The organism is Janthinobacterium sp. GW822-FHT07H10 (assembly GCF_058798675.1).
Genome location: NZ_JBXAKS010000002.1, coordinates 491,689 through 518,646 on the forward strand (window position 1 = coordinate 491,689; position 26,958 = coordinate 518,646).

Sequence of the window (26,958 nt, forward strand, 5' to 3'; positions counted from 1 at the left end):
GTGTCCGGCAGCCAGTCCATCGTCCACGTGTTTGCCTGCAGCGGGCGCTTCGTCAGCTGGGAAGCGCTGCAAGCCTTCCTGGCGCCCACGTACACGGCAGATGGCGACGCCGTGCCGTCGGCGTTCTTCCTGGAAACCGGGCTCACGCAGTACGAGCCGGCCTGCCTTGAAAGCGCGATGCTGGCGGCGCCCGCGCCGCTGGCGCAGCTGCTCGATGGCGTGTCGTATGGCGACAGCTGGCTGGCGCGGGCTGGCGCGGACGCCGATGCGCAGGGCGTGCTGGCCGACACCAGCGTCTGCGTGTTTGCGCCCAACCAGCTCGCCCATCCACAGCGCAGCTCGCTGCATTACGTGGGCAGCTATGCCTATGTCATTGCTTGACGCTTCAGCGTTCGCGCTCCTCATGCAATAGCTTGTTCACGCTGGCCAGCAGGCTGGTGCCCGAGGTGGTGATGAAGCGGGCGCCAGCCGCCTCCGCTTCCACGCCATAGCTGGCGACCGTATCCTTGCTGCAATACACGATGATGGGCAGGTCCGGCTGGACCTGGCCCACTTCGCGCACCGTGCGCACGCCCGCATCCTTGACGCGCCGGCCGTTTTCGGCCCGTGCCATGTCCGTGATGAATAGCGCATAGCGCTTCTGTTGCAGCATGGCCAGCGCCTGCCGCGTCGAGACGGCCTGGTCCACCTTGATGTTTTCCCGTTCCAGCTGTTCCACCAGCAGGGTGTTGTTGCGCGGGTGGTCGTCCAGCCACAGCACCAGGCTGGACGGTTTTTGCGCCGTCGGCATGCCGGCCAGGGCCGTGACGGCGGCGGCGCCATCGGGAGGATGGGCCAGCAGCAGCTGCGTGACGGCTTCCTGCATGTCGTCGAGCGACTTTTGCTGCAAACGGCTCAGCTCGGTGACTTCGATTTCCTTGCCGCTTTCCAGGCGCACGGACTCGTTTTTCACGAGACTGTCGGCGCGCTTGATCATGATGGACAGGTAGATGCGCGTGAGCAAATAGCCGATGAGGAAACCGTGCACGGAGAAAAACAGCATGATGCCGCCGACCACCGCCATGGCCGTGGCCGTGTCGACGGCCAGGCTGGGCGCGATGAAGGCGGCCATGCTGCGTGCGCTGGCGGGCAGGCTCTTGAGTTCGATCAAGCCGACGCCGACGATGATTTTCGTCAGCCAGTCCGACACTTCCACCAAGTTCGAATTGATCTCCATCGGCGTCGGCGTGCCGAGGAACAGGGTGTTGCTGGCGTTGCTGGCGGCCGCATCGCCCGCCGCGGCTGGCGACTCGTCCGTGGGGCGGCTCTTGCCGCCGGCCCGCTCATCGGGTGTCGCCATGTTGACGGTGCCCGACGGCAGGGTGCGTGGAATGCCGAATAAAAAGCCCAGCAGCATGCCGCTGACGCAAAATCCCAGGCTCCACAGCAACGCCGGCACGGCCTGGTAATGGGGCGGCAGCAGGGCGCCGGCCAGCACGGCCAGCAAGCCTGCCAGCAGGATGAACAGCAGGATGTAGGGCAGCACGTCGCGCTTGCGCACGCTGGCAGGCACGTTCCTGGCCGGCTTGCTGGCGTTATCGGTCTGGTCCACGGGCACTCCTTGCGAAGTCGGCCATATCGCCAGCGCTGAATCCAGACGGGCGATGGCCGCGTATATAAGCGGTAGGCCGGCCACGGCCGGCGGCCTGTACTGACATCATAAAAACTGGGGGCGCGATGGGATTGATAAAAAGCAAACGGATGGCAGCTTGTGCGCTGGCGCTGCTGTCGATGGCAAACAGGGCGGCGGCCGCAGCCCCGGCCCCGGCCGCCACAGCCGTTGACGAGGCGCGCACCGTGCGGGTGTCCGGCCACTACGACAACGCCGTCGGCACCTCGGATGCGGCCAGCCAGGGCGTCATCACCAGCGAACTGATCGTCAACCGGCCCGCCTTGCGCACGGGCGAGTTGCTGGAATTCGTGCCGGGGCTGATCGTCACCCAGCACAGCGGCGACGGCAAGGCCAACCAGTATTTCCTGCGCGGCTTCAATCTTGACCATGGCACGGATTTCGCTACCCATGTCGACGGCATGCCCGTCAACATGCGCACGCATGCGCATGGCCAGGGCTATTCCGACCTCAATTTCCTCATTCCCGAACTGGTGCAGCGCATCGACTACAAGAAGGGGCCGTATTTCGCCGGCGAGGGCGATTTTTCCTCGGCCGGTGCGGCGCGCATCCGCCTGGCGGATAAATTGCCGCAAGGCCAGGCCAGCGTCTCCGTGGGCCAGCATGGCTATGTGCGCGGCGTCGTTGCCGATTCCTTCGATGCGGGACCGGGCACCTTGCTGTACGGCATGGAGGTGAACCGCAACAACGGTCCCTGGGACGTGCCGGAAAACGTGCGCAAATACAGCGGCGTGCTGCGCTACAGCCAGGGCACGGCGGATGACGGCTACAGCGTGACGGCCATGGCCTACAGGAATAGCTGGAACGCCACCGACCAGGTGCCGCTGCGCGCCGTGGAAGCGGGCCAGATCGGCCGCTTCGGCTCGCTGGCGCCCAGCGACGGTGGCGACACGTCGCGCTACAGCCTGTCCTACGCCATGCGCCAGCGCACGCAAAACCGCCTGTTCGAACTCGATGCCTACCTGATCCGCTCGCAGCTGGAACTGAACAGCGATTTCACGTATTTCCTGGCCAAGCCGGAACAGGGCGACCAGTTCCAGCAAAGCGAGCGGCGCACGGTGGTGGGCGTGAACGCCAGCGAAAGCTGGAACACGCAGTTGGCAGGATTGTCTATGCGCAACAAGGTTGGCGTGCAGGGGCGTTTCGACCGCCTGTCGCCCGTGGGCCTGTATGACACGGTGGAGCGCATCCGGCAAAGCACGGTGCGCGAAGACCGCGTGCGCGAGGCCAGCCTTGGCCTGTACGGCGAAAACACGGTGCAATGGCTGCCGTGGCTGCGCTCGGTGGCGGGCTTGCGCTATGACGCCTACCGTTTCAAGGTCGATAGCAGCATCGACGGCAACAGCGGCACGGCGCGCGACCATGTGGTGTCGCCGAAACTGTCCTTGATATTCGGCCCGTGGAGCAAGACGGAGTTTTTCGTCAATTACGGCAAGGGCTTCCACAGCAACGATGCACGCGGCACGACGCAGACGCGCTTGCCCAACGGCGAGGCCGCCACGCCCGTCACGCCGCTGGTGCCGACCAAAGGCATGGAGCTGGGCGCGCGCACGGAGTGGTTGCCGGGCCTGCAAAGCTCGCTGGCGCTGTGGCGCCTCGACATCGATTCGGAACTGCTGTTCGTCGGCGACGCGGGCGCAACGGAGGCGAGCCGCGCCAGCCGCCGCCACGGCATCGAGTGGAACAACCATTACATTGCCGCGCCCTGGCTGCTGTTCGACCTCGACCTGGCCGCTTCTCGATCGCGCTACACGCAGAATGACCCGGCCGGCAAGCATATCCCCGGCGCCATCGGCAAGGTGGCCTCGTTCGGCATGACGGTGACGGACCAGGGCCCGTGGTCGGGCGCCTTCCAGCTACGCTACTTCGGCCCCCGTCCCTTGATCGAGGACAGTAGCGTGCGCTCCGCCTCGACGACACTGGCGTATGCGCGCCTGGCGTATCAGCTCAACCGCAGGACGCGGCTGTCGCTCGACGTCTTCAACCTGTTCGACAGGCGCGCCAGCGACATCGATTACTACTACGCGTCGCGCCTGCCCGGCGAGGCGCAAGATGGGGTGAACGACCGGCATTTCCATCCCGTGGAACCGCGTTCTGCGCGCCTGACCTTGTCATATGCGTTTTAACAGGCGTAGACTGCGGCCATGGCGCCCGCTGTGGGCGCCTGCATTGACCCATAATAACAAGATTGAATGACCGATAATTTAGTACACACCAGCAAATTCCTTTCCCTTATCCTGCGCCACGCGCCTGAAAAAATCGGCCTCGCGCTCGATGCCCAGGGCTGGGCCGACATCGGCCAGCTGCTGGCGCAGGCGGCCCGGCATGGCCGCCGCCTTTCGCGTGACCAATTGGATGACGTGGTGGCGCGCGACAGCAAGACACGCTACGCCATCAGTGCCGATGGCTTGCGCATCCGCGCCAACCAGGGGCACTCCTTGGCCGCCGTCGATATCGGCTTGCCGCCGGCCGCGCCGCCCGCCATGCTGTACCACGGCACGGCCAGCCGCTTTGTCGAGGCAATACGCGCGGCCGGCCTGCTGGCCGGGTCGCGCAACCATGTGCACCTGTCTGCCCACCGCGAAACGGCCGTGGCCGTGGGCGCGCGCCATGGCAAGCCCGTCGTGCTGACGGTGGACGCAGCCGCCATGCAGGCCCGGGGCCACGTGTTTTATGTGTCGGCCAATGGCGTGTGGCTGACGGACGCCGTGCCGGCGGCGTTCATCGGTTTCCCCTGAAGCGCGGCAGGTTTGCCCTGGCCTGGCCCTGGCGCTTGCGGCGCCAGATCAGCACACCCGTGATGCTGAGGGTCGCCACCAGCACACCCATGGCGCAGATGAACAGCTTGAAGGGCCAGCCCCACATCGAGGCCATGTGCAGGGCGCTGATCCAGCTGCGGATGGTGTCGCCGCTGGCCGCACCCGTGGGCAGCCAGGTGGCCAGCTGTTGGCCGCTGGCCGCATCGAAAAAGACGGTGGTGAGGCCCTTGTGGGCGCGCACGTCGCGGCTGCTGCGCACGTGGTAGCTGTACACACCCAGTGCGCGCTCGTACGCCAGCGCGTTTTCCTCGATGATGCTAAATGCGTGCCGGCGCGCCAGCTCGTTCATCAGCTGGCGGCCCTGCGCGCGCGCGGCCGGCCAGTCCAGGTGCGGCGCGGGCGAAGGCGTGTGCCGCGCCACCACTTCCTCGGCGCCCTGGTGCGGGAACAGCGGCTGCATCACGGCCGCATATACGCCGTACAGGTTGAAGGCGACGCCGCTCCAGGCAAACACCAGCAGCATGGCCCACAGCCACAGGCCGCCCGCGCGATGCAGGTCGAACACCAGTTTATAGCTGCCGCCATGGCGGCGCAGCAGCCATGAAGGACGCCAGCGCAGCAGCCAGGCTTTCGTGTCCGGCCCCCGTTTTTTCAGGCGCGTGGGGAAGGTCAGGGCGGCGCCGATGAAGCAGTCGACCGTCCATAGCACGGCGATCAGGCCAAACACCAGCAAGCCCGTGTCGCCCAGCGCCAGCGCGTAGTGCAGGCGCTCGATGAAGGGCAGCAGGTTGATGGCGCCCTGGCCGATGTCGCCCCACCGGCGCTGGCCCAGCACGGCGCCCGTGTACGGATCGACGAACACTTCGTCGCTGGCCAGCGGCGTCTGGCCCGCCGGGCGCAGGTAGAACTGCATGCTGTGGCCGGGCGGCGCCGACAGCGGCGCGTAGCTCACCTGCGCCTGCGGGAAGCGCGCGGCCACCCGTTCGCGCAGCAGCAGGGCGTCGAGCGGCACCGCGCCAGGCGCGGGCGGCGCCACGCGGAACACGGCGGGCAGCATCGCCGCCTCCAGTTCATCCTTCCACGCCAGCGCGCTGCCCGTGACGCCTGCCACGATCAGGAAGCCGGCCATCAGCAGGCCGGCGTAGCGGTGCATGGCCGCCAGTGCGGGCCGCATCTGCAGCGATGGCATCAGAAGCGGTACATGGCGCTGACGTTGGCCGTGCGTTCGGCGCTGCGGTAGCACAGGTTCGGCAGGTAGCCGCAGTCATACAGCGCCTGCTTGTTGAACAGGTTGTTGACGTTGAGGGAAAACTGCCAAGGTCCGCGCGACATGCCCAGCGCCGCATCCCACTGCGTGATGCCGCCGTTGCGGAGATTCAGGTTGTCGCCGTCCGAATTGGAGCGCATGGCGCCGAGGAAGCGCATGCCCAGCGCCGCATGCGCGGGCAGGGTCCCGGCCACGTTGAACGACTGGCGCGCCCAGGCCGAGGCGCTATGGCGCGGCGCGCCCGGCTGTTGCAGGCCCAGGTCGCCGTTATTGCTCTTCGTTACTTCCGTATCGAGGTAGGTGTACTGGGCGATCAGGCTCAAACGGCTGGCGAACTCCGTGCGCGCTTCCAGTTCCACGCCGCGCGCCTTGACTTGCCCCGTCTGCAGCAAGTGGCCAGGATTGGCGATGTCGGACGTCGAGACATTGTCGCGCACCAGGTCGAACACGGCGGCCGTATAGCTGGCGCGCCGGCCCACGGGTTCGTAGCGCACGCCCGCTTCCAGCTGCTTGCCGCGCGACGGCTTTAACGCGCCGCCGCCCGCCATCGTGCCCAGTTCGGGCGAAAACGAGGTGGCGTAGCTGACATACGGCGCCCAGCCGCCGTCGAACAGGTAGACGGCGCCCAGGCGGCCCGTGGTGGCCGATGGCGACTGGTGGTAATCGGGTTTGACGGCGCCGCTGGCCAGGTCGATGACGTCGCGCGATTGCGTGGCCTTGTCGCGGCGCAGGCCTGCCGTCACGACCCAGCGCTCCCATTTCAATTGATCCTGCGCGTACAGGCCCAGCTGGCGCGACGGGGCGTCGGCGCGCGTGGGCGCCTTGGCCGGCACCAGCGGCTGCTTGCCATACACGGGATGGTACAGGTCGAGCGGTTCGACGAAACCCTTCTGGTAGCGGTAGTCGTCCGTGTTGCGGATGTTCGCGTAGTCGACGCCCAGCAGCACCTGGTGCGTCAGGCCGCCCGTGGCAAACCGCGCCTGCAGCTGCGTGTCGGCGAACAGGCTGCGCGATTCCGTGTCGACGGGCCAGAAATAGCGCTCCACCGTGCCGTCGTCGTTCACGCCGCCGGGGAACATGTCCGTGCGGTCGTTGTTCAGGCGCGTGTAGCGCAGATTCTGGCGCAGCGACCAGGTATCGTTCCATGTGTGCTCGAACTCGTAGCCCAGCATGGTGTTGCGGCGCTTGAAGCGGTTGTCGTCGCCCATCAGGTTGACGCGGGGATCGACCTGGCCGCGCGGGCCCGGCACCAGCAGCTGGTTGGGAAACGCGTACTGCTGGTTGTCCTGCTCGTAGCGCGCCAGCAGGGTCAAACGCGTATCCGGACCCGCTTGCCACGTCAGCGAAGGGGCGACATACAGGCGGTTGTCGCGGTCGCGGTCCAGCCGCGTGTGCGCTTCGCGGCCCAGCATGACGACGCGCCAGGTCCATGCGCCTTGCGCGTCGAGCGCGCCGCCCACGTCGGCCTTCAGCTGGCGACGCTGGTAGCTGCCGTATTCCATGCCCACTTCGCGCACCGCGTCCACGCTGGGGCGCTTGCTGACGGCGTTGACCATGCCGCCGGGCGGAATCTGCCCGTACAGCACGGAAGCGGGGCCGCGCAGCACTTCCAGGCGCTCCAGGCCATACGGCTCGATGGAGGCGCCAAAGGTGCGGCCCGAATTGCGCAAGCCGTCCTGCAAAATGCCCGTCGTTTCGATGGTGAAGCCGCGCAGCAGCGAGGAATCGTCGCTGCCCAGCGGGCGCTGGTTCGGCGTCACGCCGGCCGTGTAGCGCAGGGTTTCATCGAGCGATTCGGCGTTGCGGTCGCTGATTTCGTCGGCCGTGACGACGGACACGGATTGCGGATTTTCATTCAAGGCCGTATCCGTCTTGGTGGCCGAGGCGGCGCGCCGCGCCACATAGCCGCGCACGGGACCGGTGGCCGTTTCGCGCTCGCTGCTGGCATTGATGGTGATGGCGGGCAGGGTGGCGCTGGCTTGTGCCTGCGCGCCTGCCTGCGCTTGCGTCACTGCGGCTTCGGCCCGTAGCGCATATGCGCCGTCGGCGCCCGCCACGAGGCGCAGGCCCTGGCCGCGCAGCAGTTCCTCGAAGCCCTGGCGCACCGTGTAGCTGCCCGTCAGCCCGCCGCTGCGCTTGCCCTGCAGGAGCGACGCGTCGGCCGACAGTTCCACGCCGGCCGCGCTGGCGAACGTGGTCAGCGCGCGCTCGAGGGAGCCGGCGGGAATCGCGTACTGGCGCTGCGCCTGCGTGTTGTCCGCCGTCTGAGCCTGGGCTGCAGGCGCGGTGACGGCCAGGACGCCCACGGCGGCACCGGCCAGGAACAGGGCCTGGATGGCGGCGGCGATGGGAAACGGGCGCAGGTGGCGGGTGGGCGCGGTCGAGCGATGAGGCATGGTGCAGATCCTTGGAAAGTGGAAGGAAAAAAATGGTTCTTCCCGTATTCCGTACGAGCCGCCAAAACCCTCAACGTTTTTTGCACTTATTCTGACTTTATTTTTCAAGCGGCGAAACGGGGGGCCACGCTGACCCAGTAACGCGTGCGGTAGACCAGCTGCACGGGCAGGCTCAGGGCCAGGTTGGCCAGCGAGCGGTCCGTGTCGCGCAGCGAGTACACGCCGGTCACGCGCAGCCCGGCGATGCGCGCGTCGCAGCGCAGCACGCCGTGGCGGTAGCGTCCCAGTTCGGCCAGCAGTTCGCCCAGGGGCATGCGCTCGGCCACCAGGCTGCCGTGCGCCCAGGCGGCGGCGCTGTCCTCGACGCTGCCGATGCCCTGCACGGCCAGGCGCGAGTAGCCGGCGCGCTGGCCCGCCCGCAGGCGCACGGATCCGGCGCCGTCCTGCGCCGGCTGCAGCGCCACGGCGCCCTGGAAGACGGCCACCGTGCTGGCGCCGCCATCGAGGCGCACGGAGAAGCGCGTGCCCAGCGCCGTCGCCGTGCCCTGCGGCGTTGCGACCAGCAGCGGGCGGTAGACAGGCGCCGTTTCGTGGGCGGTGGTGACGAGGATGGCGCCGGCGCGCAGCACGATGCGCCGTTCGCCGGTGCTGTATGCGACGTCGATGGCGCTGGCCGTGTCGAGCACCAGCTGCGTGCCGTCGGCCAGCACGATGGCGCGCGTCTCGCCCACAGCCGTGCGGTAGTCGCTGGCGGCGCGCCGCCACAGGTCCGATTCGTGCGCCAGCAGCGCCGTGCCGCCGCCGGCCGCGATCAGGCCCAATAGCTGCAAGGCGCGCCGGCGGCCGGCGGCCTGGCGCTGGGGCGGCGCCAGTGCGCCGCGCGCCACCTCGCGCGGCAGGGCGTCGAATTGCCGGGCAAAGCGCTGCAGCCGGGTCCAGGCCCGCTCGTGCTCAGGATGGGCGGCGCGCCAGGCGGCGCAGGCGTCGGCATCGGCCGCGCTGGCGTCTTCCGCCCACAGCCGCGCCATCCATTCGGCGGCGCGCTGCAGCACGGCCGGGGCAATCGGTGGACTGTCCAAGGGGGGGCTCATGTGAATTGCGCCGCGCAGCAGGCCAGCAGGGCGCGGGCGATGTATTTTTCCACCGACGAGACGGATACGTCCAGGCGCGCGGCGATGTCGGCATAGGCCAGGCCTTCGAGCTTGCACAGCAAAAAGGCGTCGCGCACCTTCTGCGGCAGGCCGGCCAGGATGGCGTCGATTTCCATCAGCGCCTCGACGATCAGCGCGCGCGTTTCCGGCGTCGGCGCGGCCGCTTCCGGCTGCGCGGCGATGGCGTCCGCGTAGGCCGCCTCGATATGCCGGCGGCGGAACAGGTCGACCACGAGGCCGTTGGCGATCTGCGCCAGGTGCTGGCGCGATTCCACGGGCGCCGGCGCGCGGCCGCGCGCGAGAATGCGCAAATACGTGTCGTGCGCCAGGTCGGCCGCATCGAAGGCGTTGCCCAGCTTGCGGCGCAGCCAGCCCTGCAGCCAGCCGTGGTGGTCGCTGTAGAGCACTTCGATTTGCCGGTGCAGTTCCAGTTCGGGACGTAGCATGCAACCTTTCCATGCCATGCTCCGCTGGACGGTCAGGCCTTGATGCGATTGAGAATTGTTCGTATTGTAGCCCGATTGTCAGGCCCTGTGCTCAGGCAGTGGCAAGCCAGCAACGCTTTCAGGCCGTGATCAGCTTGATATCGGCGACCCGCTCCACCAGCCAGACAGCGGCCACCAGCGCGATGGCCAGCGAGCCCACGGTCAGCACCTGCCGGTACAACCAAGTCTTGCGCAGCAGCCAGGCGACGGGCAGGAAGGCGGCGACGATGGCCAGCTGGCCTATTTCCACGCCCACGTTAAAGCCCAGCAGGCTGGCCAGCAATGCGCCCTGCGGCAAGCCCAGGTCGCGCAACACGCTGGCGAAGCCGAAGCCGTGGATCAGGCCAAAGGCGAAGGCGGCCACGGGGCGCTTTCCGCGGAACAAAGGCAGCAGATTGTTCAGCGCCGCCAGGATGACGGAAGCGGCGATGGCCGACTCGACCCAGCGCGACGGCAGCGAGACGAGCGACAGGCTGGCCAGGCTCAAGGTGATGGAATGGGCCAGCGTGAAGGCCGTGACGACTTTCAGCACGTCATAAAAGGCCGCCTGCAAGCCTTGCTGTTCGTCGCGCCGGCCAGGCAGCAGCACGGCCGGCAGCAGCAGCGAGAGCAGAAATAAAATATGGTCGTAGCCGATCCAGATATGCCAGATGCCGTGCTTCACATAGGCGCCGAACTGCGCCAGGCGGTCGGGCGTCGCCAGCGAGATGGTCTGGCGCGGGTTGTCCGGGTCGAAGATGGCCGTCTGCGTGACGCCGCCGTGATCGATCTTGAGCAGGCCCTTGTGCTGCGGATCGAGGTCGGCGAACAGGGTGTAGCCGATGTGTAAGGCCGTCGGCGCGCCGCCGGGGCAGCTGGCCGTAAAGCGCAGCACGCTGTAGGCGCCGTCCGTGTGGCGGTCGATCAGCTGTTCGACCGCCTGCAGCGGGCAGGCGCCGTGGTCGCTGGCCAGCTGCAGGCGCTGCAGGGCATAGGCGGCGATGGCGTCGTGGCGGACGCGGATTTCGTCCCACGTCAGCGCGCCGTCGCCATTGCCGTCGAGGCCGATGGCGAAATCGAGGTCGCGCAGGGCGATATCCCATTGCCCTTCGATCCGCTGGCCGTGCACGGCCAGGCTCAGATAGCTGTCGCTGGGCTTGTGGGCTTGCGCGGGAGCGAGCCAGGCGCAGAGTAAAAACAGGGCGAACAAACACCGTTTCACAGCGCACCTGCCTTCCTGGCGGCGCTGAGCTTCTGGCCATCCTGCGGCCCCAGCCGTTTGACCAGCGCCTGCAGGACCACGTCTTCCACGCCATTGGCGGCGATCCAGGCCAGCACCGGTTGCGCGGCCGCGTAGTTGCGGGCGGCCAGCGCCGCTTCCAGCAGGATGCGCATGTCCGGCACTTCCTTCTGGATGGCCCAGTTTTTCTGCGCCAGCCGCAGGGCGGCCGGCACATCCTGCTGCAGGAACAGGGCGAAACGGGCCTGCTCGCGCTGGTGCACGGTGTCGCCGCGCTGCAGGGCGGCGTGGAAACGGGCCGCCAGTTCCGCTTTTGCCGCCAGGAATGCCGCTTGCTGGCCGGGCAGCGCCTGCAGGGCCAGCGCGTACCGCAGCAGCAGGGCGTCGATGCGCTGCTGCTCTTTGAGCAGCTTGACGACTTCCTGCGGGCGCTGCCGGTCGAGCAGGAAATCCGCGTAGGCGCCCAGCAGGTAGCTGTCGCGCGGCTGCCGCGCCAGCGCTGTCCTGTAGCGGCTTTCGGCCAGCGCCGCTTCGCCGCGCCGCGTGGCCATTTCCGCCAGCAGGGTCAAGGCCCAGCCTTCCAGCTCGGGCGCCACGCCGGCGCTTCTCTGCAGGGTCAGGTCCAGCAGGCGCTCGCTGCCGGCGGCGCGGCCCGTGACGCTGGCGATATTGGCGATGCAGCTGACGGTAACGAGCTGGCTGGCGAGCGCCGACAGGCGCGCGCAGGCCGCCGTCGCCCGGGCATAGTCGCCCTGCACGGTGAGCACGGTGGCGCGCGTCAGCCAGGCCTGGCCATTGCCCGGTTCCTGCGCGATGATGGCGTCGAGGTCTTGCAGGGCGGGAGCGAACTGGTGGGTGCTTTGCAAGATGGTGGCGCGCAGCAGGCGCACGGGCAGGGGCGGCGCCGCCTGCCGCCACCACGGCGCCAGCGCCGCCTGTGCGTAGCCCAGGTAGCGCGGATCCGTCTCGCTGCGCGCCAGCGCAATATAGCGCTGCGCCAGGCTGGTGGCCAGCGCCAGGTCTTGCGGCGTGGCCGTGAGTTGCTGGCGCAGGCCGCGCAGGGCCAGCTGCGTGGCGTCGGCGCGGCGCGGCAGCTGTTCGATGACGGCGCTGCCGTCTTTCGGCGTGTAGGGCGCGGCCCATGCCAGCAGCGGCAGGCAGGCGCACAGCAGGGAAATTGGTATTTTCATCGTGGACGCCATCGACGGTGGAGTAGGGCGGCAAGGGCGGGGCGCCGGAGAACGCTGTCTCCGGCACCCGCACCCAGTTACTGCGCGTTACAGCGGCACCGGTTCCGTATTTTCCGGAGACGTCGCCATGATGGCGTCGATGGCGACGCCGTCCTTGTCATCGCTGGTGGTCGCAATGACATTGCTGACGGCCACATAGAAGGCGTCGAGCAGGACCACGGGCGGCGGCGTGGTGCCGCCATTGTCGCCACTGCTGCTGCCGCCGCCACCGCAGCCGGCCAGCAGGGCCGTGAGCGCCAGGGCGCCGCATGCATAGAGCTTTTTCATCGCATTCTCCTATTACAGCTGCGGCGAACCGGCCACGGGATTTTTCAGGTAGGGGAAACCTGCCGTGAACGCGGTTTCGTCGAGGAAGGCGCCATCCGTGAAGTGCAGGCCGCCGGCAGGCGCATCGCCGGGGACGCAGCCGATATTGAGCGTGCACAGCTTGCCCATGGCCACGCGCAGCACCACGTCGACCACGTCGTCGCCAGGGCGGCGGCCATTCGGGAAGCCCGCATTGTCGCCGCCGATGACGCCGAGGCGGTTTTGCGCACCCACATTGGTGGCCGCGATCGACGTGTTCAGGCGCAGCATTTCAGAGGCGACCACCGTCACGGGCTGGTTCACGCCCTTGATGCCGGTCAGGAAAGTAGCCACCAGGTCATTGCGGGGAAAGTTGGTGGGCGCCTTGGCGCCGGCCGAGCCGAACAGCACTTCCACCAGCGCCGGTGCCGTCGGGTTGGTGACGTAGTCGGCGAATTGCGCATCGCCCGACGGCTTGCTGGCGTTGAAACGGTCCTTGTCCTTCAGGCCGATCACCAGTTCATTTACCAGCGGCATGCCCAGGCGCGACACCTGCACCCAGGCGCCGCCTTCCTTCGACGCCGTGGTGGTGGTCCCGGGCGCGGGGTTCAGCAAACGGCCCTGGCGCAGGCTGGCCGTGGTCCAGCCGCCGATGACGGGGTCGCTGCCGGCCGTCAGGCAGGAGGTCGGCACTTCCATCTCGATGGCCGTGACGTTCTTGCGCGCCAGGTCATCCTTGGCTGCCGACTCCGCATTTGCGGCGAATTCCGTGGCGGGCGCCTTGATATTGATCAAGTCGAAGGTTTCGCCCAGGTTGACCACGAACGGGTCCTTGCGCTGGCCGACGAACAGGCGCGCCGGCGCGGCGCAGCCGGGAATGTTGACGGCGTACACATGCTGCGCCGCATAGGCGGCGTAGTTGGGGATGGCCTTGTTGCCGATATTGTCGACGGGCTTGTCGAACGTCGTGCCGCCGCCGCTGGCGTTGGTGACGGCGCTTCTCGTGCCCGTGCGCCGGTCGCCGCGCACCACGGTCACGCTGTACGTTTCGCGCACGTTCAGGCCGGCCGGATTGACGGAATCGATGGCGCCGCCGTTGATGACCAGCGGAATCGACACTTTCTTGCCGCCCACGGTGAACTGGCCATCCTTGATGGTGTTGGTGAAGCGGAACTGGAAGGTGAGGTCTTCCTTGCCGTCGCCATTGTTGTCGATATGGATTTCGTACAGGGCGTTGGGATCCATGGCGAAGTAGTTGGGGCCGCCATACGCGTCCTGCAGGGGGATATAGTCGGCCACCAGCGTGGTGTAGGCGCCGCGGCCGGCCTCATAGCTGCGGAACATATAGAAGTCGGTGGCGTCGACCTTGGGGTTTTGCGTGATGAATGGCGCTTCGCGGTGGCTGGAAGCGTAGGCGGCTGGCGCCAGGGCCAGCGCCAGCAGGTTGCCCAGAAGGGCGGCGCCGAGGGCGGTTTTCGAGTGTGACAAAGACATTTCGATTCTCCCGATTTTTATGTACGTTGACCAACAAGTCCAAAAAACTGCAGGCTGCCTGACTTGTACGCACGGTGGGAGAAAACGGATTCAATTCTTTGGCCAGGGCCGCCAGGGGCTTACCAGGCCAGCACTTTCGGCCCGATGGCGGCGCCGATGGCGGTCGGCACCAGCATGCCCAGCACATACCAGAAACCGACGAAGCTGGCGGCCAGCTCCGGGCAATGCAGGCAGTAGACGAGGGCCGCCATGGCGCCGGCGGCAAACCCGGCGCCCGCGCCCGCCAGGCGCAGGCGCGTGGGCGCCAGCTCGCGCATCAGGCGCAGCACGGCGGCCAGGAGGGGCAGGGACAGCATGGCGATCAGCAGGGGGCAGCTGCGCCAGGTGGCGCCCCAGAACAGCTCGGCACGCTGCTCTGGCGGCGCTTCATTGACGGTGATGGCACCCAGCGCCCACATCAGGAGCACGGGCACGGCGATCAGCAGGGGCAGGGCGCGGGTGGCCGCCCCCGGCATGCAGAGGCGGCGGCTGACATGCCAGGCTGCCAGGGAGAGGCAGATGACGAAACCGACCTTGATCCAGAAGTCGGGCAGCAGGGCCAGCTGTTCCAGGTTGGGGCGCACGCCCAGCAGCATGGCCATCAGCGCCACGCTGGCCAGTACTCCGGCGCCCAGCGTGGCGGCGGCGCGCCAGTGCGCGCCCGGCGGTGGCGCGGCTGCCACGTCGGGGCCGCTGGCCAGCATGGCGATCAAGTCATCGGTTTTCATGGTGCGTTTCCCTCATTGCCTGTTCTTAAATGGGCCGCCAGCGCCTTCAAGCCGCGGTGCACGGCCACCTTGACGCTGGCTTCCGAAATCTGCATGGCGGCCGCCGTGTCGCGCACGGACCAACCGTCGAGCTTGGTATGCACGATGGCGTCGCGCTGCTGCGCCGGCAAGCCGGCCAGTAATTTACCCAGGTCGCGGCTGGCCTCGGCAGCGTCGGCGTCGGCGCTGGAAAACAGTTCCTGCGCACCATCCTCCTCGTCATACGGCAAGTGCTGCGCCTCGCGCCGCGCATGCCGGCGCAGCCAGTCGATCAATTTATAGCGCGCGATCGCATGGATCCACGACGTCAGCGGCACCCCCGTATCGTAGGTCAGGCGCTGGTTGTGAATGGCCAGCAAACACTCCTGCACCAGGTCTTCCACTTCGTCCGGCCAGCGCTGCAGGCGCCGCCGCAGGAATGCGCGCAAATGCTGGCTCGTTGCCTGCAAAAAACTGCGGTAGGCCGCCGCATCGCCATCGAGCCCGCGCAGCATCAAGCCGTGCAGCCGCAATTCCGTGCCATGCAGGTGTTCGCTTACAGGTATTCGTTGCATGCGGGCCTTTGGTGACAGGCATTGAAAAAAATAAATCCCGGATTATTTTTGGCAGCGGCTGTAACCAATCCGTATCGCGCGGCGAATTGACTGGCAAGCACGCTTCTTCATTCAACGTTTCTTCATTCAACGTTTCTTAATTCAATATACCGGCTAAAGACCATGGACATCAAGCACCGCCTCGCAATCCTGCTTCTTCCCGCCCTCGGCGTGAGCGTAGCGGCGCCGGCCGCCGCGCAAATGGCGGCCGGCCAGCGCTGCGCCGTGCACAGCGGGCCGCGGACGGCGGCGCTGGTGGAACTGTACAGCAGCGAAGGCTGCTCCAGCTGCCCGCCCGCCGACCAGCGCCTGAATGCCCTGCGCAAGGAGGCGGGGGCGGCCAGCCTGGTCGTGCCGCTGGCCCTGCACGTGACGTACTGGGACCAGATCGGCTGGGCGGACCCGCTGGCGCAGGCGCAATTCGACGCGCGCCAGGCGCGGCTGCTGCGCTACCAGCGGCGCCAGGTCGCCTACACGCCGCAGTTTTTCGTTGGCGGCACGGAATTGCGCGGTTGGCAGACACAGTTGCCGGCCGCCATACGCCGCATCAACGCGACCGCCGCCAGCGTCAACATCGGCCTGTCCGCCACGCCGGGGGCGGGCGGCAAGCTGCTGCTCGACGCGCATGCCAGCGCGCCGGACGCGGCCACCAGCGGCGAGCTGTACCTGGCCATCAGCGAAAGCGGCATCACTTCGACCGTGCTGCGCGGCGAAAACCGCGGCGCCACGCTGCACCACGATGCGGCCGTGCGCTTGTGGCTGGGACCGGTAGCGCTGGCGCAAGGCCGCGCCCAGCTGCGCCGCGAAGTCGATCTTCCTGCCAACTGGCGCCCGGAGCGGCTGCAAGTCGTGGCCTTCGTGCAGCAGACGGGCGGCAGCGCCATCCTGCAAGCCGTCAGCACGGCGTCCTGCGCCGGGGGAGTGCTGTGATGCAGGCGCCTGCCACCGCCACCATCCACCCGGCCTGGCTGCGCATCACGCACTGGCTCAATGCCGTGGCCGTGGTCGTGCTGGCCGCCAGCGGCTGGCGCATCTACAACGCGGCGCCATTTTTCCCGTTCGAGCTGCCGCGCGCCTTGACCCTGGGCGGCTGGCTGGGCGGCGCCCTGCAATGGCATTTCGCCGCCATGTGGCTGCTGGCGGCCAATGGCTTGCTGTACCTGTTGATCAATATTGCCTCGGGACGCATGCGGCGCCAGTTCTTTCCCCTCTCGCCACGAGCGCTGCTGGCCGATTTTAGCGCCGCGCTGAAGGGCAAGCTGGCCCATGCGGACCCGCGCCATTACAACATGGTGCAACGCGCCGCCTACCTGTTCGTCATGTTGGACTGCATCGTGCTGGTGCTGTCCGGCCTGGTGCTGTGGAAATCCGTGCAGTTTCCCATCCTGCGCGAGCTGATGGGCGGCTACGAGAGCGCGCGCCGCGTGCATTTCATCGCCATGGCGCTGCTGGCCGGCTTTGTCGGCGTGCACCTGGCGATGGTGGCGCTGGTGCCGCGCACCTTGCTGGCCATGCTGCGCGGACGTTAAACGGAGAACCCCATGAAAAAAACCATCATCGTGGCTGAACCCGGCCAGGCCATGCTGGCCGATGCCTTGCGCCAGATCAAGCAGCCGTCGCGTCGCCTGTTCCTGCAGCGCAGCCTGACCCTGGGCGGCCTGTCCCTGCTGACGGGCTGCAATGTCAGCGAGCCATCGAGCATCGAGACGGCCCTGGCGGCGGTGTCGCGCTTCAACGACACGGTGCAGGGCTGGCTCTTCGACCCCAACAAACTGGCGCCGACCTATCCCGAGTCCATGATCGCGCGGCCGTTCCCCTTCAACGCCTATTACGGCGAGGATGAGGTGGAAGAGGTCGACGGCGACGCCTGGCGCCTGGAATTGAACGGTTTGATCGCCGACAGGAAGCCGTGGAGCTTGCCGCAGCTGCGCGCCTTGCCGCAGGAAACGCAGGTGACGCGCCACATCTGCGTGGAAGGCTGGAGCGCCATCGGCAAGTGGGGCGGCGTGCCGTTTTCCCACTTCCTCAAGCTGGTCGGCGCCGACACGACGGCGAAATACATCGGCTTCAAATGCGCCGACGATTATTTCACCAGCATCGACATGGCCACGGCCCTGCATCCGCAAACCATCATGGCCCTGAGCTACGACGGCAAGGAACTGCCGCCCAAGTATGGCTACCCGATGAAGCTGCGCATGCCGACCAAGCTGGGCTACAAGAACCCCAAGCATATCCAGGCCATTTTTGTCACGAACACGTATCCGGGAGGGTATTGGGAGAATCAGGGCTACAACTGGTTCGGCGGCTCCTAGGAAGGCCGGGAAGGCGGTAATGCGCCTGGCCTTGGCCATACCTCCCGACCTTCCTGTTATTTGGCAACAGGCATTACCGGCAGCACAGCGACAGTTTTACCACCGGGCAATTTCGCCCATCCAACACTGAGACAAGGACTTATCATGAAAACCACGATCACCGCCATCATCGCTTCCGCCATCCTCATGTCGGGCGCCGCGTTCGCCCAGGACGCCATGAAGAAGGACCCGATGGCCAAGGAGGCCTCGGCCGACGCCATGCACAAGGATGCCATGGGCAAGGATGGCATGCACAAGCCGATGGCCAAGAAACACATGAAGAAAGACCACATGGCCAAGGATGGCATGGCGAAAGACGGCATGCAGAAGGATGAAATGAAAAAGGACGAGATGAAAAAGGATGGCATGGCCAAGGATGCGATGGCCAAATAAGCTGGCATAGCCGGCATTGCGCCGCCTCTGGTGGCGGCGCAATGTCGCGCGGGTATTGACGCGGAGTATGCAATGCATCAGAGTTTATGGCGATGGCTGCCTTCGGCCGCCTTGCCGGACTCCGGCCCGCACCCTGTGCACTACTGGAAACCAAGTCTGCCCATGCCGCCACTGCCTTTGCTTGAAACGCCACGGACTGTCCTGACCGTGCTGCATCCCGACAATGCCGGTTTGCTGCATGCATACCAGCAAGAGAACAAACGGCATCTGGCGCCATGGGAGCCGGAGCGCGACAGCCAGTTCCATGGCGCAGAAGCGTGCCACGCGCGCGCCGCGCCCGCTTACCGCGCATTTCTCGATGGCCATGCCGTCAATTTCATCGCCATCGACAAGGCCGCGAAGACGATGGTTGCCGGCTGTAACTTCACGAATATCGTCAGGGGCCCTTTGCAGGCCTGCAATCTCGGCTATTCCATCGCCCGGGAATATGAAGGCCGCGGCCTGATGCAGGAAGTGGCGGCGGCGGGCATCCGCCATGTATTCGAGGTCGTTCGGCTGCACCGCATCATGGCCAACCACATGCCTGCCAATGTCAGGAGCGAACGCCTGCTGGGAAGGCTGGGATTCGAACGGGAAGGCTATGCCCGGGCCTACCTGAAAATTGCCGGGAAATGGGAGGATATGGTGCTCAATGCGCTGATCAATCCGCAAGGATAGCCTGTCGTGCCATGCGGATGAGCCGATACTTGTATACTGCTTGCTTTCGTCTCGCTTCCGATGCATTTCGCCCGCTACTCAACCGCAGAGCCATGAACGATCCGCACACCACCGCGCTTGCTCCCGAACCGCACGCCATCGCCATCTCCGACAAATCCCTGCGCCGCCGCTCGCTGTTCGCCGCCTGCGGCGCGCATGCCGTGCATGACGGCTTGACCGATGTCATCTATGTGCTCTTGCCCATCTGGCAAGCGCAGTTTGCCATCAGCTACGCCATGGTGGGGCTGCTGCGCGGCTCGTATTCGGGCATGATGGCCGGTTTCCAGTTGCTGGCCAGCCGCATGGCGCGGCGCTGGGGGCGCGAGCGCATGCTGGTGGGCGGCACGGCGCTCGCTGGCCTCGCCTATCTGATCGCGGGGCAGGCGGGCGGCCTGGCCGTGTTGCTGCTGGCCTTGCTGCTGGGCGGGCTGGGCGCCAGCACCCAGCATCCGCTGGCCTCGTCCATCGTCACCGATACGCACGAGGCGGGCGGCGGCGTGAAGGAAGCGCTGTCGCAATACAATTTCGCCGGCGACATCGGCAAGACCCTGATCCCCGCGCTAGTGGGCCTGCTGTTGCTGGTGTGCAGCTGGCAAGCCAGCGTCAGCCTCATCGGCCTGCTGGGCCTGGCGGCGGCCGGCTTGCTGTGGTGGCTATTGCCGAAGCCCGGCGAGCTGCAAGCCATCCAGAAAAAAGTGCTCAAACCTATCGCGGGCAGCGGTTCTGCAGGGGGCTTTCGCGCGCTGCTGGCCACGGGCACGCTGGACAGCGCCGTGCGCATGGGCTTTCTCACCTTCCTGCCATTTTTATTGAAAAGCAAGGGCGCGGGCACGGCCGGCATCGGCGTGGCCTTGTCCCTGCTGTTCGTCGGCGGCGCCTTCGGCAAGCTGCTGTGCGGCTATCTGGGCGCGCGCATCGGCATGATGAAGACCGTGTGGCTGACGGAATCGATGACTTCCGTCCTCATCGTCGCGGCCCTGTGGCTGCCCCTGGCCGGCATCATGGCCATGTTGCCCTTGCTGGGGCTGGCGCTCAACGGCACCTCGTCCGTACTGTACGGCGTGGTGCCGGAACTGGCCGGACCCGGCAAGCGCGAACAGGCATTCGCCCTGTTCTACACGGGCACCATCGGCGGCGGCGCGCTGTCGCCCGTGCTGTTCGGCGCCTTGGGCGACCATACGAGCGTGCCGACGGCCTTGACGGTGCTGGCGGCGCTGTTGCTGCTGACCTTGCCGCTGGCGTGGAAGGTGCAGAAGGGTTTGCGGGCGTGACGGGGGAAGACTGGTTTGCGCGGGAACAACTGCACCGCGCCGCACAGGATGGGGACATGAAGGAGATGCGGCGCCTGCTGGATGCCGGTTTTCCGCCGCGGCTGTTTGACGACTTGAGCTGCACGCCGCTGCATTATGCCGTCCAGGGCGAGCATTACCATGCCGCCGAGCTGCTGCTGGGCGCCGGCGCGCAGGTCAATGCGCATGAGCAAGACCGGATAGGCGAGACGCCGTTATGCCTGGCCGTGCAGGGCGACTACCCGGAAATGGTCGGCTTGCTGCTGAGCCATGGCGCGGACCCGGACATTCCCGGCTGGATGGGGCTGACGGCGAGGCTGCGCGCGCGCAAGCGCAAGGATGAGGCGGGCCGGCAGATCGCCGCGCTGCTGGCGCGCCATGCGCCGGTTCTCGCACGGTGATTCCCGGCATGCGCACTTGCCCGCCGATACTCCCATCGTCTACACTCGCCGCATGAAAAATTTTGAAAAGCGGCGCGACCGCTATGACTTGTTCCGCGCGTTCGAGAATCCCCTCGTCAACATTAACTTCATGCTCGACGTGCCGGATTTCCGTCCGTACTGCAAGGCGCGGCAGATTCCCGTGTTTCATTTCTTCCTGTTTTGCGTCTTGAACACGGTCAAGGACATCGACAATTTCATGTACCGCATCTACCAGGATGAAGTCATCAGGATCGACGATTTCCCCGCCTCGTACACCGTCATCAATGGCGACGAAAACCTGAACTACACGCGCTTCGCCATGACGGACCAGCTCGACGTCTTCATCGCGCGCAGCCTGGAAGCAAAACGCATCGCCGAAACCAGCTCCGAGCTGATCAACACCGGCGAGGGCATGAGCGAGCGCGAGCAGCGCAACAATATCTTCATCACCAGCCTGCCGTGGCTGGACATGCGGGCCATCGAGCACCCGATCCACCGCCACCGCGACGCCGATATCCCGACCTTTACCTGGGGCAGGTTTGGTCCTGCGCAAGACGATGGCCGCATGACGCTGCCGTTTTCCGTGCAAGCCCACCATGGTTTTGTCGACGGCTATCACATCCAGAAGCTGGCGCAGGCGCTGGCGCGGCGCATCGCCGATATGATTTCTTAAGCCAGATAGTCGCTGGGCGCCTGGCCCAGCACGCGGCGGAACGCGGCCGTGAAGGCGCTGGGACTGGCGTAGCCCAGGTCCAGCGCGATCCGCGTGACGGCTTGCCCGTCGGCCAGGCGCGCGATGGCTGCCAGCAGGCACGCTTGCTGGCGCCATTGGGCAAAGCCCAGCCCCGTCTCGGTGCGGAACAGCCGCGTAAACGTGCGCCGGCTCATGCCCGCCTGCGCCGCCATCGCGTCCAGGCTGCCATCGATGCGCGGTTGCCGGAACAGTTCAGTACACAGCCGCGCCAGCCTGGCGTCCCGCGGCAGCGGCGCGCTCAGGGGCAGGGGCGTGGCGGCGGCGATTTCGTCGAGCAGCAGGGCCATCAGGCGCCCGGCGCGCGATTCGGCCGCATATAAAGCATCGACCTTGACGGCGTCGGCCAGCAGCTGGCGCAGCAGCGGCGAGGCGCCCAGCACCTGGCAGTGCGCCGGCAAGCCTGCCTGGACCACGGCGCCGGGCTCGATGAAGACATTCAGCATGGTCACCGCGCCATGCATGCGCATGCCGTGCGCCAGGCCGGCCGGCACCCAGCAGGCGCGCTGCGGCGGCACCAGCCAGTTGCCTTGCGGCGTGTGCACGCTGATGGCGCCTCGCGCCGCATAGGCGAATTGCCCACGTGCATGCTGATGGCTGGGAAAGATGTCGCCGGACGCATGGTCGCGCGCGGTGGCGATCAGCGCGCGCGGCGATTCCGTATAAAAGTCGCTCATGGCCCGAACTCTACAGTATTTGACCCGGCATCAAAAGCGGGCCGCCATGCGTGCCCTTACCATGGCTGTTTTCTACTCGGGAACAGTGATGCACAATACCTATCATCGCGTGGGCACGGGCGCCCATGCCGTCCTCGTGCTGCACGGCTGGTTTGGCGACGCGCACGCCTTTGCGCCGATGGAGCCTGGCCTCGATGGCGCCAGTTTCAGCTATGTCTTCATGGACAACCGCGGCTATGGCGGCATGCGCGGCGCGGCGGGCGACTACACGGTGGACGAAGTGGCGCGCGACGCGCTGGCGCTGGCCGATGCACTCGGCTTTGCCACCTTCAGCGTGGTCGGCCATTCGATGGGCGGCATGGTGCTGGAAAAACTGGCCCTGCTGGCGCCCTTGCGCCTGCGCAAGCTGGTGGCCGTGGCGCCCGTGCCCAGCTGCGGCGTGGCCTTCGAGGCGGCGGCCCGCGCGCTGTTTCTCGACGCCGCCGGCAGCGTGGCGGCGCGGCGCGCCATCATCGACCGCAGCACGGGCGCGCGCTTGCCTGCAAGCTGGCTGGACTGGAAGGCGGCGTATTCCTGGGCAAGTTCGGATGCGGCCGCGTTTGCCGCCTATTTCCTCGCCTGGAGCGAGACGGATTTCAGTGGGGAAGTCAAGGCGGCGCGTCCGCAGCTGCCCTTGCTGGCGCTGGCGGGCGAGCATGACCCGCGTTTCGATGCGGCGCTGATGCGTCGAACGTACCTGGCGTGGTACCCGCGGGCCAGGCTCGAGGTGCTGGCCAATGCGGGACACTATCCGATGAATGAAACGCCGCTGGCCCTGGCGGCCAGCATCGAGGCGTTTTTGCAGGAAAAGTAACTGCGCCGCTTATGCCGCCTTGGCGCGCAGGCGCAGCAGGCTCAGGCCCAGCAAGACGAAGGCGCCGCCCGAGATGCGGTTGAACAGCTTGGCGCGGCCCGGCGTGGCCAGCTGGCTTTTCAGCAGGCGCGCCAGGTTGGCGTAAAACAAATGGGCCAGCATGGCGCAGGCGACAAACGAGGTCGTCAGCACGGCAAACTGGATGCCCACGGGCTCGCCCGGTGTGATGAATTGCGGGAACAGGGCCGAAAAGAACAGGATGGCTTTCGGATTCGTCAGCGCCACCGTCAAGCCCTGGCGGAACAGTTTCCAGAACGAATTCGGATTCGCCGTGCCTGGCAGCGCTGGCGCATCGGCCACGATGCTGGTCTTGCTGCGCCATTGCTTGATGCCCAGGTACACCAGGTACAGGGCGCCAGCCAGTTTCAGCAGCATGAAGGCCGTGGCCGAGGTGGCCAGCACGACGCCCATGCCGGCCATGGCCACGCCGGAAATGATGAACAAACCAAAACCATTGCCCATGCTGCTGATCATCGCGCGGCGCGGGCCGACGGCGATGGCGTTGGAGATGGCCAGCAGGACGGCCGGGCCGGGCGAAAACGTGACGAGCAGGGCAACGCTGCAAAATAGCAGCCAGTTCGAGAGATGCATGGATGTTCCTGGATGGGGCCGTGGCCGGATTGAAAAGTCAAAACATGCTTATTGTACGAAGTTTTTCGCGCGCGCGTCGGCGGCCCCGGCAGGCGCAGCACACCGCGCCACGGCGTCAGACGAGCACAGGCAGCACGGGATGGGGAACGCCGTGGGCCAGATCCGGCTTCGGCATGCCCGATGGGGATGCGGCGGCGATATGCGCGGCCAGGGCACGGCCGCTGAGCCAGGCGCCTTCCACCGTGCCGGCCTGCAGCCAGTCGCCGCACAGGCCCAGCCGCGAACGCTCATGCCAGGCGAACAGTTCGTCGTGGCCGCCGGCCGGGGCCGCGTGCTGCCAGCATTGGGTGCTCCATGCCAGCGGCGCCGGGCCGCCAAGCTGGGCGAAGGCGTGCAGCAGCGCCTTGGCCACCTGGTCGGCGGGCCAGTCCAGATGCGCTTCACTCCAGTCCGGTTGCGCGTGCAGCAGCCAGCTTTCCTGGCCATGGCGGCCCGGCTTGCTGTTATTGCGCGCGACCCAACGCAGCGGGCCGTGGTTGACGAAGGCGGCGTCGAACGGCAGGGCCAGCGGCTGCGCGTAGCGGGCCATGACGGCCCAGCAAGGTTGCATGACGCTGGCGGCCGCCAGGCTGGCCAGGCGGCGCGAATGGGCTTGCAGCAAGGGCAGGGCTTGCGGCGCGGGCATGGCCAGCACGACGCCATCGTAGACGGCTTCCAGCAAGCCCAGTTGCCGCGTTTGTAATTGCCAGCCAGCCACGCCACGCTGCAGGGCGGTAATCGTGGTTTGTAAGTGCAGCGGCAAGCCGCTGGCCAGCCAGCGGGCCGGCGCGTTCATGCGCGGCATGCCGACGAAGCGTTCGACGGGGCCGGCCGGCGCATGCGCGCTGCCGTCCGCCGCCAGCAGGCACAGGCGCGGCGTCCACAGGGCGGCCACGCCTGCCAGTTGCCAGCGCGCCACTTCGGCGCGAAACGCGGCCGAGCGGGCCGTGAAATACTGGGCGCCGTGGTCGCATTGCCAATCCCCGGCGCGCCGCGTGGCCATGCGGCCCGCCACGGTGCCCGCCGCATCGAAGACGCTCACTTGCCAGCCGGCGTGCTGCAAGGCGCTGGCGCACGACAGGCCGGCGATGCCGGCGCCGACGACGGCGATGTGGCGCGGCGCGACCATGTGCGGCTTATCCATGCGTTTCCGTGGGCAAGGGCAAGCCTTCGGCGCGCGCCAGCCGGTCCATGGCCAGTTCCAGCATGGCCCTGGCCTGGCCCGTGGCGTGGGCCAGGTCCTGGTGCAGCAGGGCATCGTCCGGATGGCGCGTGGCGCAGTGCTGGCTGTAGCGCTCGAAACTGCCCACCATCGACAGGATTTCCGCCAGGTGGCGCGGGCATTCGCACTGCACGGTCGAGGTGGCGGCCGTGATGGCGGCCAGCGCCTGGGCGTCGAAACGGCAGGGCGGCACGGGCAGCGCGGCTGGCGGGGGCGGCGCGGCTGCCGGGCCGGGATGGCCCAGGGCGCCGGCGCACATGCGCAGGATGTCGGCCGGCGCGGCCGGTTCGCGCGCCAGCAGGCAGTCCTGCGCACGCAGGTGGGCGATGGTGGCGCTGGCGCCAAAATGGAAGAGCACGACGACGGTGCGGGCGGCGCCCGCCAGGCGCGCCGCGCGGATCAGCGGCAAGGCTTCGTCGGACAGTTCGGCGATTTCAAGCATGACGATGTCGGCGCGCGCCCCCAGCAAGGCTTGCGGCGCCTCGGCCAGGCTGTCGCAGACGCGCACCACGTCGCAGGCGGGCAAGGTGGCCGTGCCGCGCAAGTCGCTGGACATGCGCATCGGCAAGGTGGTGCCGACGAGTGCCAGACGCAAGGGGCGCGGCGGCGGGACGCCGCCAGGCGCGCCGAGCGGCATCAGCAGTTGCTGCAGGCTGTCTGGCGGCAGTCGGGCCAGCATGCCGACGGCATGGCCGAGGTCGGCCAACTGCTTGATCAGGCCCAGGCGCTGGACTTGCTCCGGCGAATACAGGCGCTGGCCGCTGGCCGTGCGCTGCGTGGCGGAAATGCCGTAGCGGCGTTCCCACACGCGCAGGGTTTCCACGGGCAGGCCCGCCATCCGGGCGGCGGCGCCGCTGCGCAGCGCGCCGCGTTCGCCATCGTCGGCGACGCTGCCAATCGCCTCGTTCGATATGGTCGATGCTGTCATGATGACCCGCTGATGAACCGTGATTTTTTCATTGTAGCGGTTCAATTTCCTTGTGCAAGCGATATTCACGGCTACTTGTGCGATATCAAGCGGGTCACTTCGTTCAGGCGAACAGGCTGGCCACGACATGGTTGATGGCGGCGCCACCGGCGATCAGCCAGCAGAACAGCAGGCCGGCCAGCAGCAGCGGCTTGATGCCGGCGCGGCGGATGGCCGACATATGCGTCGTCAGTCCCAGGGCCGCCATGGCCATGGCCAGCAGGGCCGTGTCGATATCGGTGATGGTGGCCACCATGCTGCCTGGCAGCAAGCCCAGCGAATTGAAGGCCACCACGGCAATGAAGATGAAGGCAAACCAGGGGATGGCCAGCTTGGCCGCCTTGTTGCCGCCGCCCGCCCTGGCCTTGCCGCGCGCCAGCACCGCCGACAGGATGACGAGGAAGGGCGCCAGCATCATCACGCGCACCATCTTGGCGATCACGGCCGCGTTCGCCGCTTCCTGGCCGATCGACTTGCCTGCGGCCACCACTTGCGCCACTTCATGCACGGTCGAGCCGATGTAGACGCCGAAGGCCGTGGGCGTGGCGCCCAGCAGATGCCAGCCCAGGTTCAGCTGGTACAGCAAGGGGTACAGGAAGATGGCGATGGTGCCGAACACCACGACCGTCGAGACGGCCACGGTGACGTCCTCGCTGCGGCCTTTCACGACGGGTTCGGTGGCCATCACGGCCGCGGCGCCGCAGATCGAGCTGCCGGCGCCGATCAGGATGGCGCTGTTGCGCTCGAGCTTGAAGACCCGGGTACCGAGGAACATGGCCAGGCCAAACGTGGAGGTCAGCACCAGCGCGTCGATGGCGATGCCGGCCAGGCCCACCTGGCCGATATCCTGGAAGGTCAGGCGGAAACCGTAGAGGATGATGCCCAGGCGCAATAATGTCTGCTTGGAAAAAGCCACGCCGGCGCCGCAGGCGGGCGCCAGGCGCGCATACACGCTATTGCCGAGAATAATGCCGAGCATGATGGCCAGGGTCAGCGCGCTCATGCCATGGCTTTGCATCCAGCCCAGCTTGCCCAGCTGGATGGCGCCATACGCGATGAGGCCGCTTAGCAGCAGGCCGGGCAGCAGGCGGCCATAGCGGTCGCTGACAGTGCTGGTGTTGGTGGTCGAGAGGGATGACATGCCGTACTCCATGGTTCTGTGTTCGTATGGCATGACTGTACAGTTCGGTGATTAAATGGTAAAACGGATTGT

Annotated in this window: 28 protein-coding genes; 12 read left to right on the forward strand and 16 right to left on the reverse strand. The window is 66.9% G+C overall.

The features are described from left to right. On the forward strand, nt 1–381 hold the full coding sequence (locus AC1RDJ_RS06335) for an immunity 22 family protein (protein WP_493026964.1): 381 nt from the start codon (nt 1–3) through the stop codon (nt 379–381). A gap of 4 nt (nt 382–385) precedes the next feature. On the opposite strand, the gene AC1RDJ_RS06340 is transcribed toward AC1RDJ_RS06335, so the two are convergent. Next, nucleotides 386–1,591, reverse strand: coding sequence for a response regulator (locus tag AC1RDJ_RS06340; protein ID WP_493026966.1), 1,206 nt, complete (start codon nt 1,589–1,591; stop codon nt 386–388). Nucleotides 1,592–1,740: 149 nt separating this feature from the next. Between AC1RDJ_RS06340 and AC1RDJ_RS06345 the strand changes: the two genes are divergently transcribed. Then, the gene (locus tag AC1RDJ_RS06345; protein WP_493026967.1) at nt 1,741–3,795 is read left to right on the forward strand and encodes a TonB-dependent receptor; all 2,055 of its coding nucleotides are present in this window, start codon (nt 1,741–1,743) and stop codon (nt 3,793–3,795) included. Between the two features lie 66 nt (nt 3,796–3,861). Further along, nucleotides 3,862–4,407, forward strand: coding sequence for an RNA 2'-phosphotransferase (locus tag AC1RDJ_RS06350; protein ID WP_071323442.1), 546 nt, complete (start codon nt 3,862–3,864; stop codon nt 4,405–4,407). On the opposite strand, the gene AC1RDJ_RS06355 is transcribed toward AC1RDJ_RS06350, so the two are convergent. From AC1RDJ_RS06355 to AC1RDJ_RS06400, 10 genes are all read right to left on the reverse strand, one after another. Then, complete coding sequence (locus AC1RDJ_RS06355) at nt 4,391–5,617, reverse strand: PepSY-associated TM helix domain-containing protein (protein ID WP_493026968.1); 1,227 nt, start codon at nt 5,615–5,617, stop codon at nt 4,391–4,393. The genes AC1RDJ_RS06350 and AC1RDJ_RS06355 overlap by 17 nt on opposite strands. Further along, nucleotides 5,617–8,091 (reverse strand): TonB-dependent siderophore receptor, encoded by a 2,475-nt coding sequence (locus AC1RDJ_RS06360; protein WP_493026969.1) that lies wholly within the window; start codon nt 8,089–8,091, stop codon nt 5,617–5,619. Before AC1RDJ_RS06360 ends, AC1RDJ_RS06355 begins: the two co-directional genes overlap by 1 nt. 104 nt (nt 8,092–8,195) lie before the next feature. Beyond that, nucleotides 8,196–9,182, reverse strand: a complete 987-nt coding sequence (locus AC1RDJ_RS06365) for a FecR domain-containing protein (protein ID WP_493026970.1) — start codon at nt 9,180–9,182, stop codon at nt 8,196–8,198. Further along, nucleotides 9,179–9,688, reverse strand: a complete 510-nt coding sequence (locus tag AC1RDJ_RS06370) for a sigma-70 family RNA polymerase sigma factor (RefSeq protein WP_493026971.1) — start codon at nt 9,686–9,688, stop codon at nt 9,179–9,181. The genes AC1RDJ_RS06365 and AC1RDJ_RS06370 overlap by 4 nt, the downstream gene beginning before the upstream one ends. A 118-nt stretch (nt 9,689–9,806) precedes the next feature. Beyond that, nucleotides 9,807–10,928, reverse strand: coding sequence for a HupE/UreJ family protein (locus tag AC1RDJ_RS06375; protein WP_493026972.1), 1,122 nt, complete (start codon nt 10,926–10,928; stop codon nt 9,807–9,809). Further along, the gene (locus tag AC1RDJ_RS06380; RefSeq protein ID WP_493026973.1) at nt 10,925–12,136 is read right to left on the reverse strand and encodes a tetratricopeptide repeat protein; all 1,212 of its coding nucleotides are present in this window, start codon (nt 12,134–12,136) and stop codon (nt 10,925–10,927) included. Before AC1RDJ_RS06380 ends, AC1RDJ_RS06375 begins: the two co-directional genes overlap by 4 nt. 87 nt (nt 12,137–12,223) lie before the next feature. Beyond that, complete coding sequence (locus AC1RDJ_RS06385) at nt 12,224–12,463, reverse strand: hypothetical protein (protein ID WP_071323447.1); 240 nt, start codon at nt 12,461–12,463, stop codon at nt 12,224–12,226. 12 nt (nt 12,464–12,475) lie between these two features. After that, the gene (locus AC1RDJ_RS06390; protein ID WP_493026974.1) at nt 12,476–13,975 is read right to left on the reverse strand and encodes a DUF4331 domain-containing protein; all 1,500 of its coding nucleotides are present in this window, start codon (nt 13,973–13,975) and stop codon (nt 12,476–12,478) included. A 119-nt stretch (nt 13,976–14,094) separates the two neighbouring features. Continuing rightward, nucleotides 14,095–14,742 carry an NrsF family protein gene (locus AC1RDJ_RS06395; RefSeq protein WP_493026975.1) on the reverse strand — a complete coding sequence of 216 codons (648 nt, stop codon included), beginning with the start codon at nt 14,740–14,742 and terminating at the stop codon, nt 14,095–14,097. Next, on the reverse strand, nt 14,739–15,335 hold the full coding sequence (locus AC1RDJ_RS06400; protein ID WP_493026976.1) for a sigma-70 family RNA polymerase sigma factor: 597 nt from the start codon (nt 15,333–15,335) through the stop codon (nt 14,739–14,741). The genes AC1RDJ_RS06395 and AC1RDJ_RS06400 overlap by 4 nt, the downstream gene beginning before the upstream one ends. 162 nt (nt 15,336–15,497) lie before the next feature. Here AC1RDJ_RS06400 and AC1RDJ_RS06405 point away from each other — a divergent pair, with 162 nt between their 5' ends. The 8 genes from AC1RDJ_RS06405 to AC1RDJ_RS06440 all read left to right on the forward strand — a co-directional run bounded on the left by AC1RDJ_RS06405 (nt 15,498) and on the right by AC1RDJ_RS06440 (nt 21,258). Beyond that, entirely contained in the window at nt 15,498–16,304 is an 807-nt protein-coding gene (locus tag AC1RDJ_RS06405) for a DUF1223 domain-containing protein (protein ID WP_493026977.1), read from the forward strand. Next, nucleotides 16,304–16,903 (forward strand): cytochrome b/b6 domain-containing protein, encoded by a 600-nt coding sequence (locus AC1RDJ_RS06410; protein WP_493026978.1) that lies wholly within the window; start codon nt 16,304–16,306, stop codon nt 16,901–16,903. Before AC1RDJ_RS06405 ends, AC1RDJ_RS06410 begins: the two co-directional genes overlap by 1 nt. 51 nt (nt 16,904–16,954) lie before the next feature. Next, nucleotides 16,955–17,686 (forward strand): molybdopterin-dependent oxidoreductase, encoded by a 732-nt coding sequence (locus AC1RDJ_RS06415; RefSeq protein WP_493027149.1) that lies wholly within the window; start codon nt 16,955–16,957, stop codon nt 17,684–17,686. Between the two features lie 144 nt (nt 17,687–17,830). Further along, complete coding sequence (locus AC1RDJ_RS06420) at nt 17,831–18,118, forward strand: pentapeptide MXKDX repeat protein (protein WP_071323453.1); 288 nt, start codon at nt 17,831–17,833, stop codon at nt 18,116–18,118. A 30-nt stretch (nt 18,119–18,148) separates the two neighbouring features. Further along, nucleotides 18,149–18,835 (forward strand): GNAT family N-acetyltransferase, encoded by a 687-nt coding sequence (locus AC1RDJ_RS06425; RefSeq protein ID WP_493026979.1) that lies wholly within the window; start codon nt 18,149–18,151, stop codon nt 18,833–18,835. A gap of 92 nt (nt 18,836–18,927) precedes the next feature. Then, nucleotides 18,928–20,145: an MFS transporter gene (locus AC1RDJ_RS06430; protein WP_289886536.1), complete on the forward strand. Its 1,218-nt coding sequence runs from the start codon at nt 18,928–18,930 to the stop codon at nt 20,143–20,145. Beyond that, a complete protein-coding gene (locus tag AC1RDJ_RS06435; RefSeq protein ID WP_493027150.1) occupies nt 20,142–20,564 on the forward strand; it encodes an ankyrin repeat domain-containing protein in 423 nt (140 codons plus the stop codon). Before AC1RDJ_RS06430 ends, AC1RDJ_RS06435 begins: the two co-directional genes overlap by 4 nt. A 52-nt stretch (nt 20,565–20,616) precedes the next feature. Then, a complete protein-coding gene (locus tag AC1RDJ_RS06440) occupies nt 20,617–21,258 on the forward strand; it encodes a CatA-like O-acetyltransferase (protein ID WP_493026980.1) in 642 nt (213 codons plus the stop codon). Here AC1RDJ_RS06440 and AC1RDJ_RS06445 read toward each other — a convergent pair. Then, complete coding sequence (locus AC1RDJ_RS06445; RefSeq protein WP_493026981.1) at nt 21,255–22,013, reverse strand: AraC family transcriptional regulator; 759 nt, start codon at nt 22,011–22,013, stop codon at nt 21,255–21,257. The two genes, AC1RDJ_RS06440 and AC1RDJ_RS06445, sit on opposite strands and share 4 nt — an antisense overlap. Nucleotides 22,014–22,101: 88 nt before the next feature. Here AC1RDJ_RS06445 and AC1RDJ_RS06450 point away from each other — a divergent pair, with 88 nt between their 5' ends. Continuing rightward, nucleotides 22,102–22,866: an alpha/beta fold hydrolase gene (locus AC1RDJ_RS06450; RefSeq protein WP_493026982.1), complete on the forward strand. Its 765-nt coding sequence runs from the start codon at nt 22,102–22,104 to the stop codon at nt 22,864–22,866. Nucleotides 22,867–22,875: 9 nt separating this feature from the next. On the opposite strand, the gene AC1RDJ_RS06455 is transcribed toward AC1RDJ_RS06450, so the two are convergent. From AC1RDJ_RS06455 to AC1RDJ_RS06470, 4 genes are all read right to left on the reverse strand, one after another. Further along, on the reverse strand, nt 22,876–23,517 hold the full coding sequence (locus AC1RDJ_RS06455) for a LysE family translocator (RefSeq protein ID WP_289886541.1): 642 nt from the start codon (nt 23,515–23,517) through the stop codon (nt 22,876–22,878). Between the two features lie 115 nt (nt 23,518–23,632). Beyond that, entirely contained in the window at nt 23,633–24,700 is a 1,068-nt protein-coding gene (locus AC1RDJ_RS06460) for an NAD(P)/FAD-dependent oxidoreductase (RefSeq protein WP_493026983.1), read from the reverse strand. After that, complete coding sequence (locus tag AC1RDJ_RS06465; protein ID WP_083412132.1) at nt 24,693–25,706, reverse strand: MerR family transcriptional regulator; 1,014 nt, start codon at nt 25,704–25,706, stop codon at nt 24,693–24,695. The genes AC1RDJ_RS06460 and AC1RDJ_RS06465 overlap by 8 nt, the downstream gene beginning before the upstream one ends. Nucleotides 25,707–25,809: 103 nt before the next feature. After that, entirely contained in the window at nt 25,810–26,886 is a 1,077-nt protein-coding gene (locus AC1RDJ_RS06470) for a YeiH family protein (RefSeq protein WP_493026984.1), read from the reverse strand. Nucleotides 26,887–26,958 lie beyond the last annotated feature (72 nt).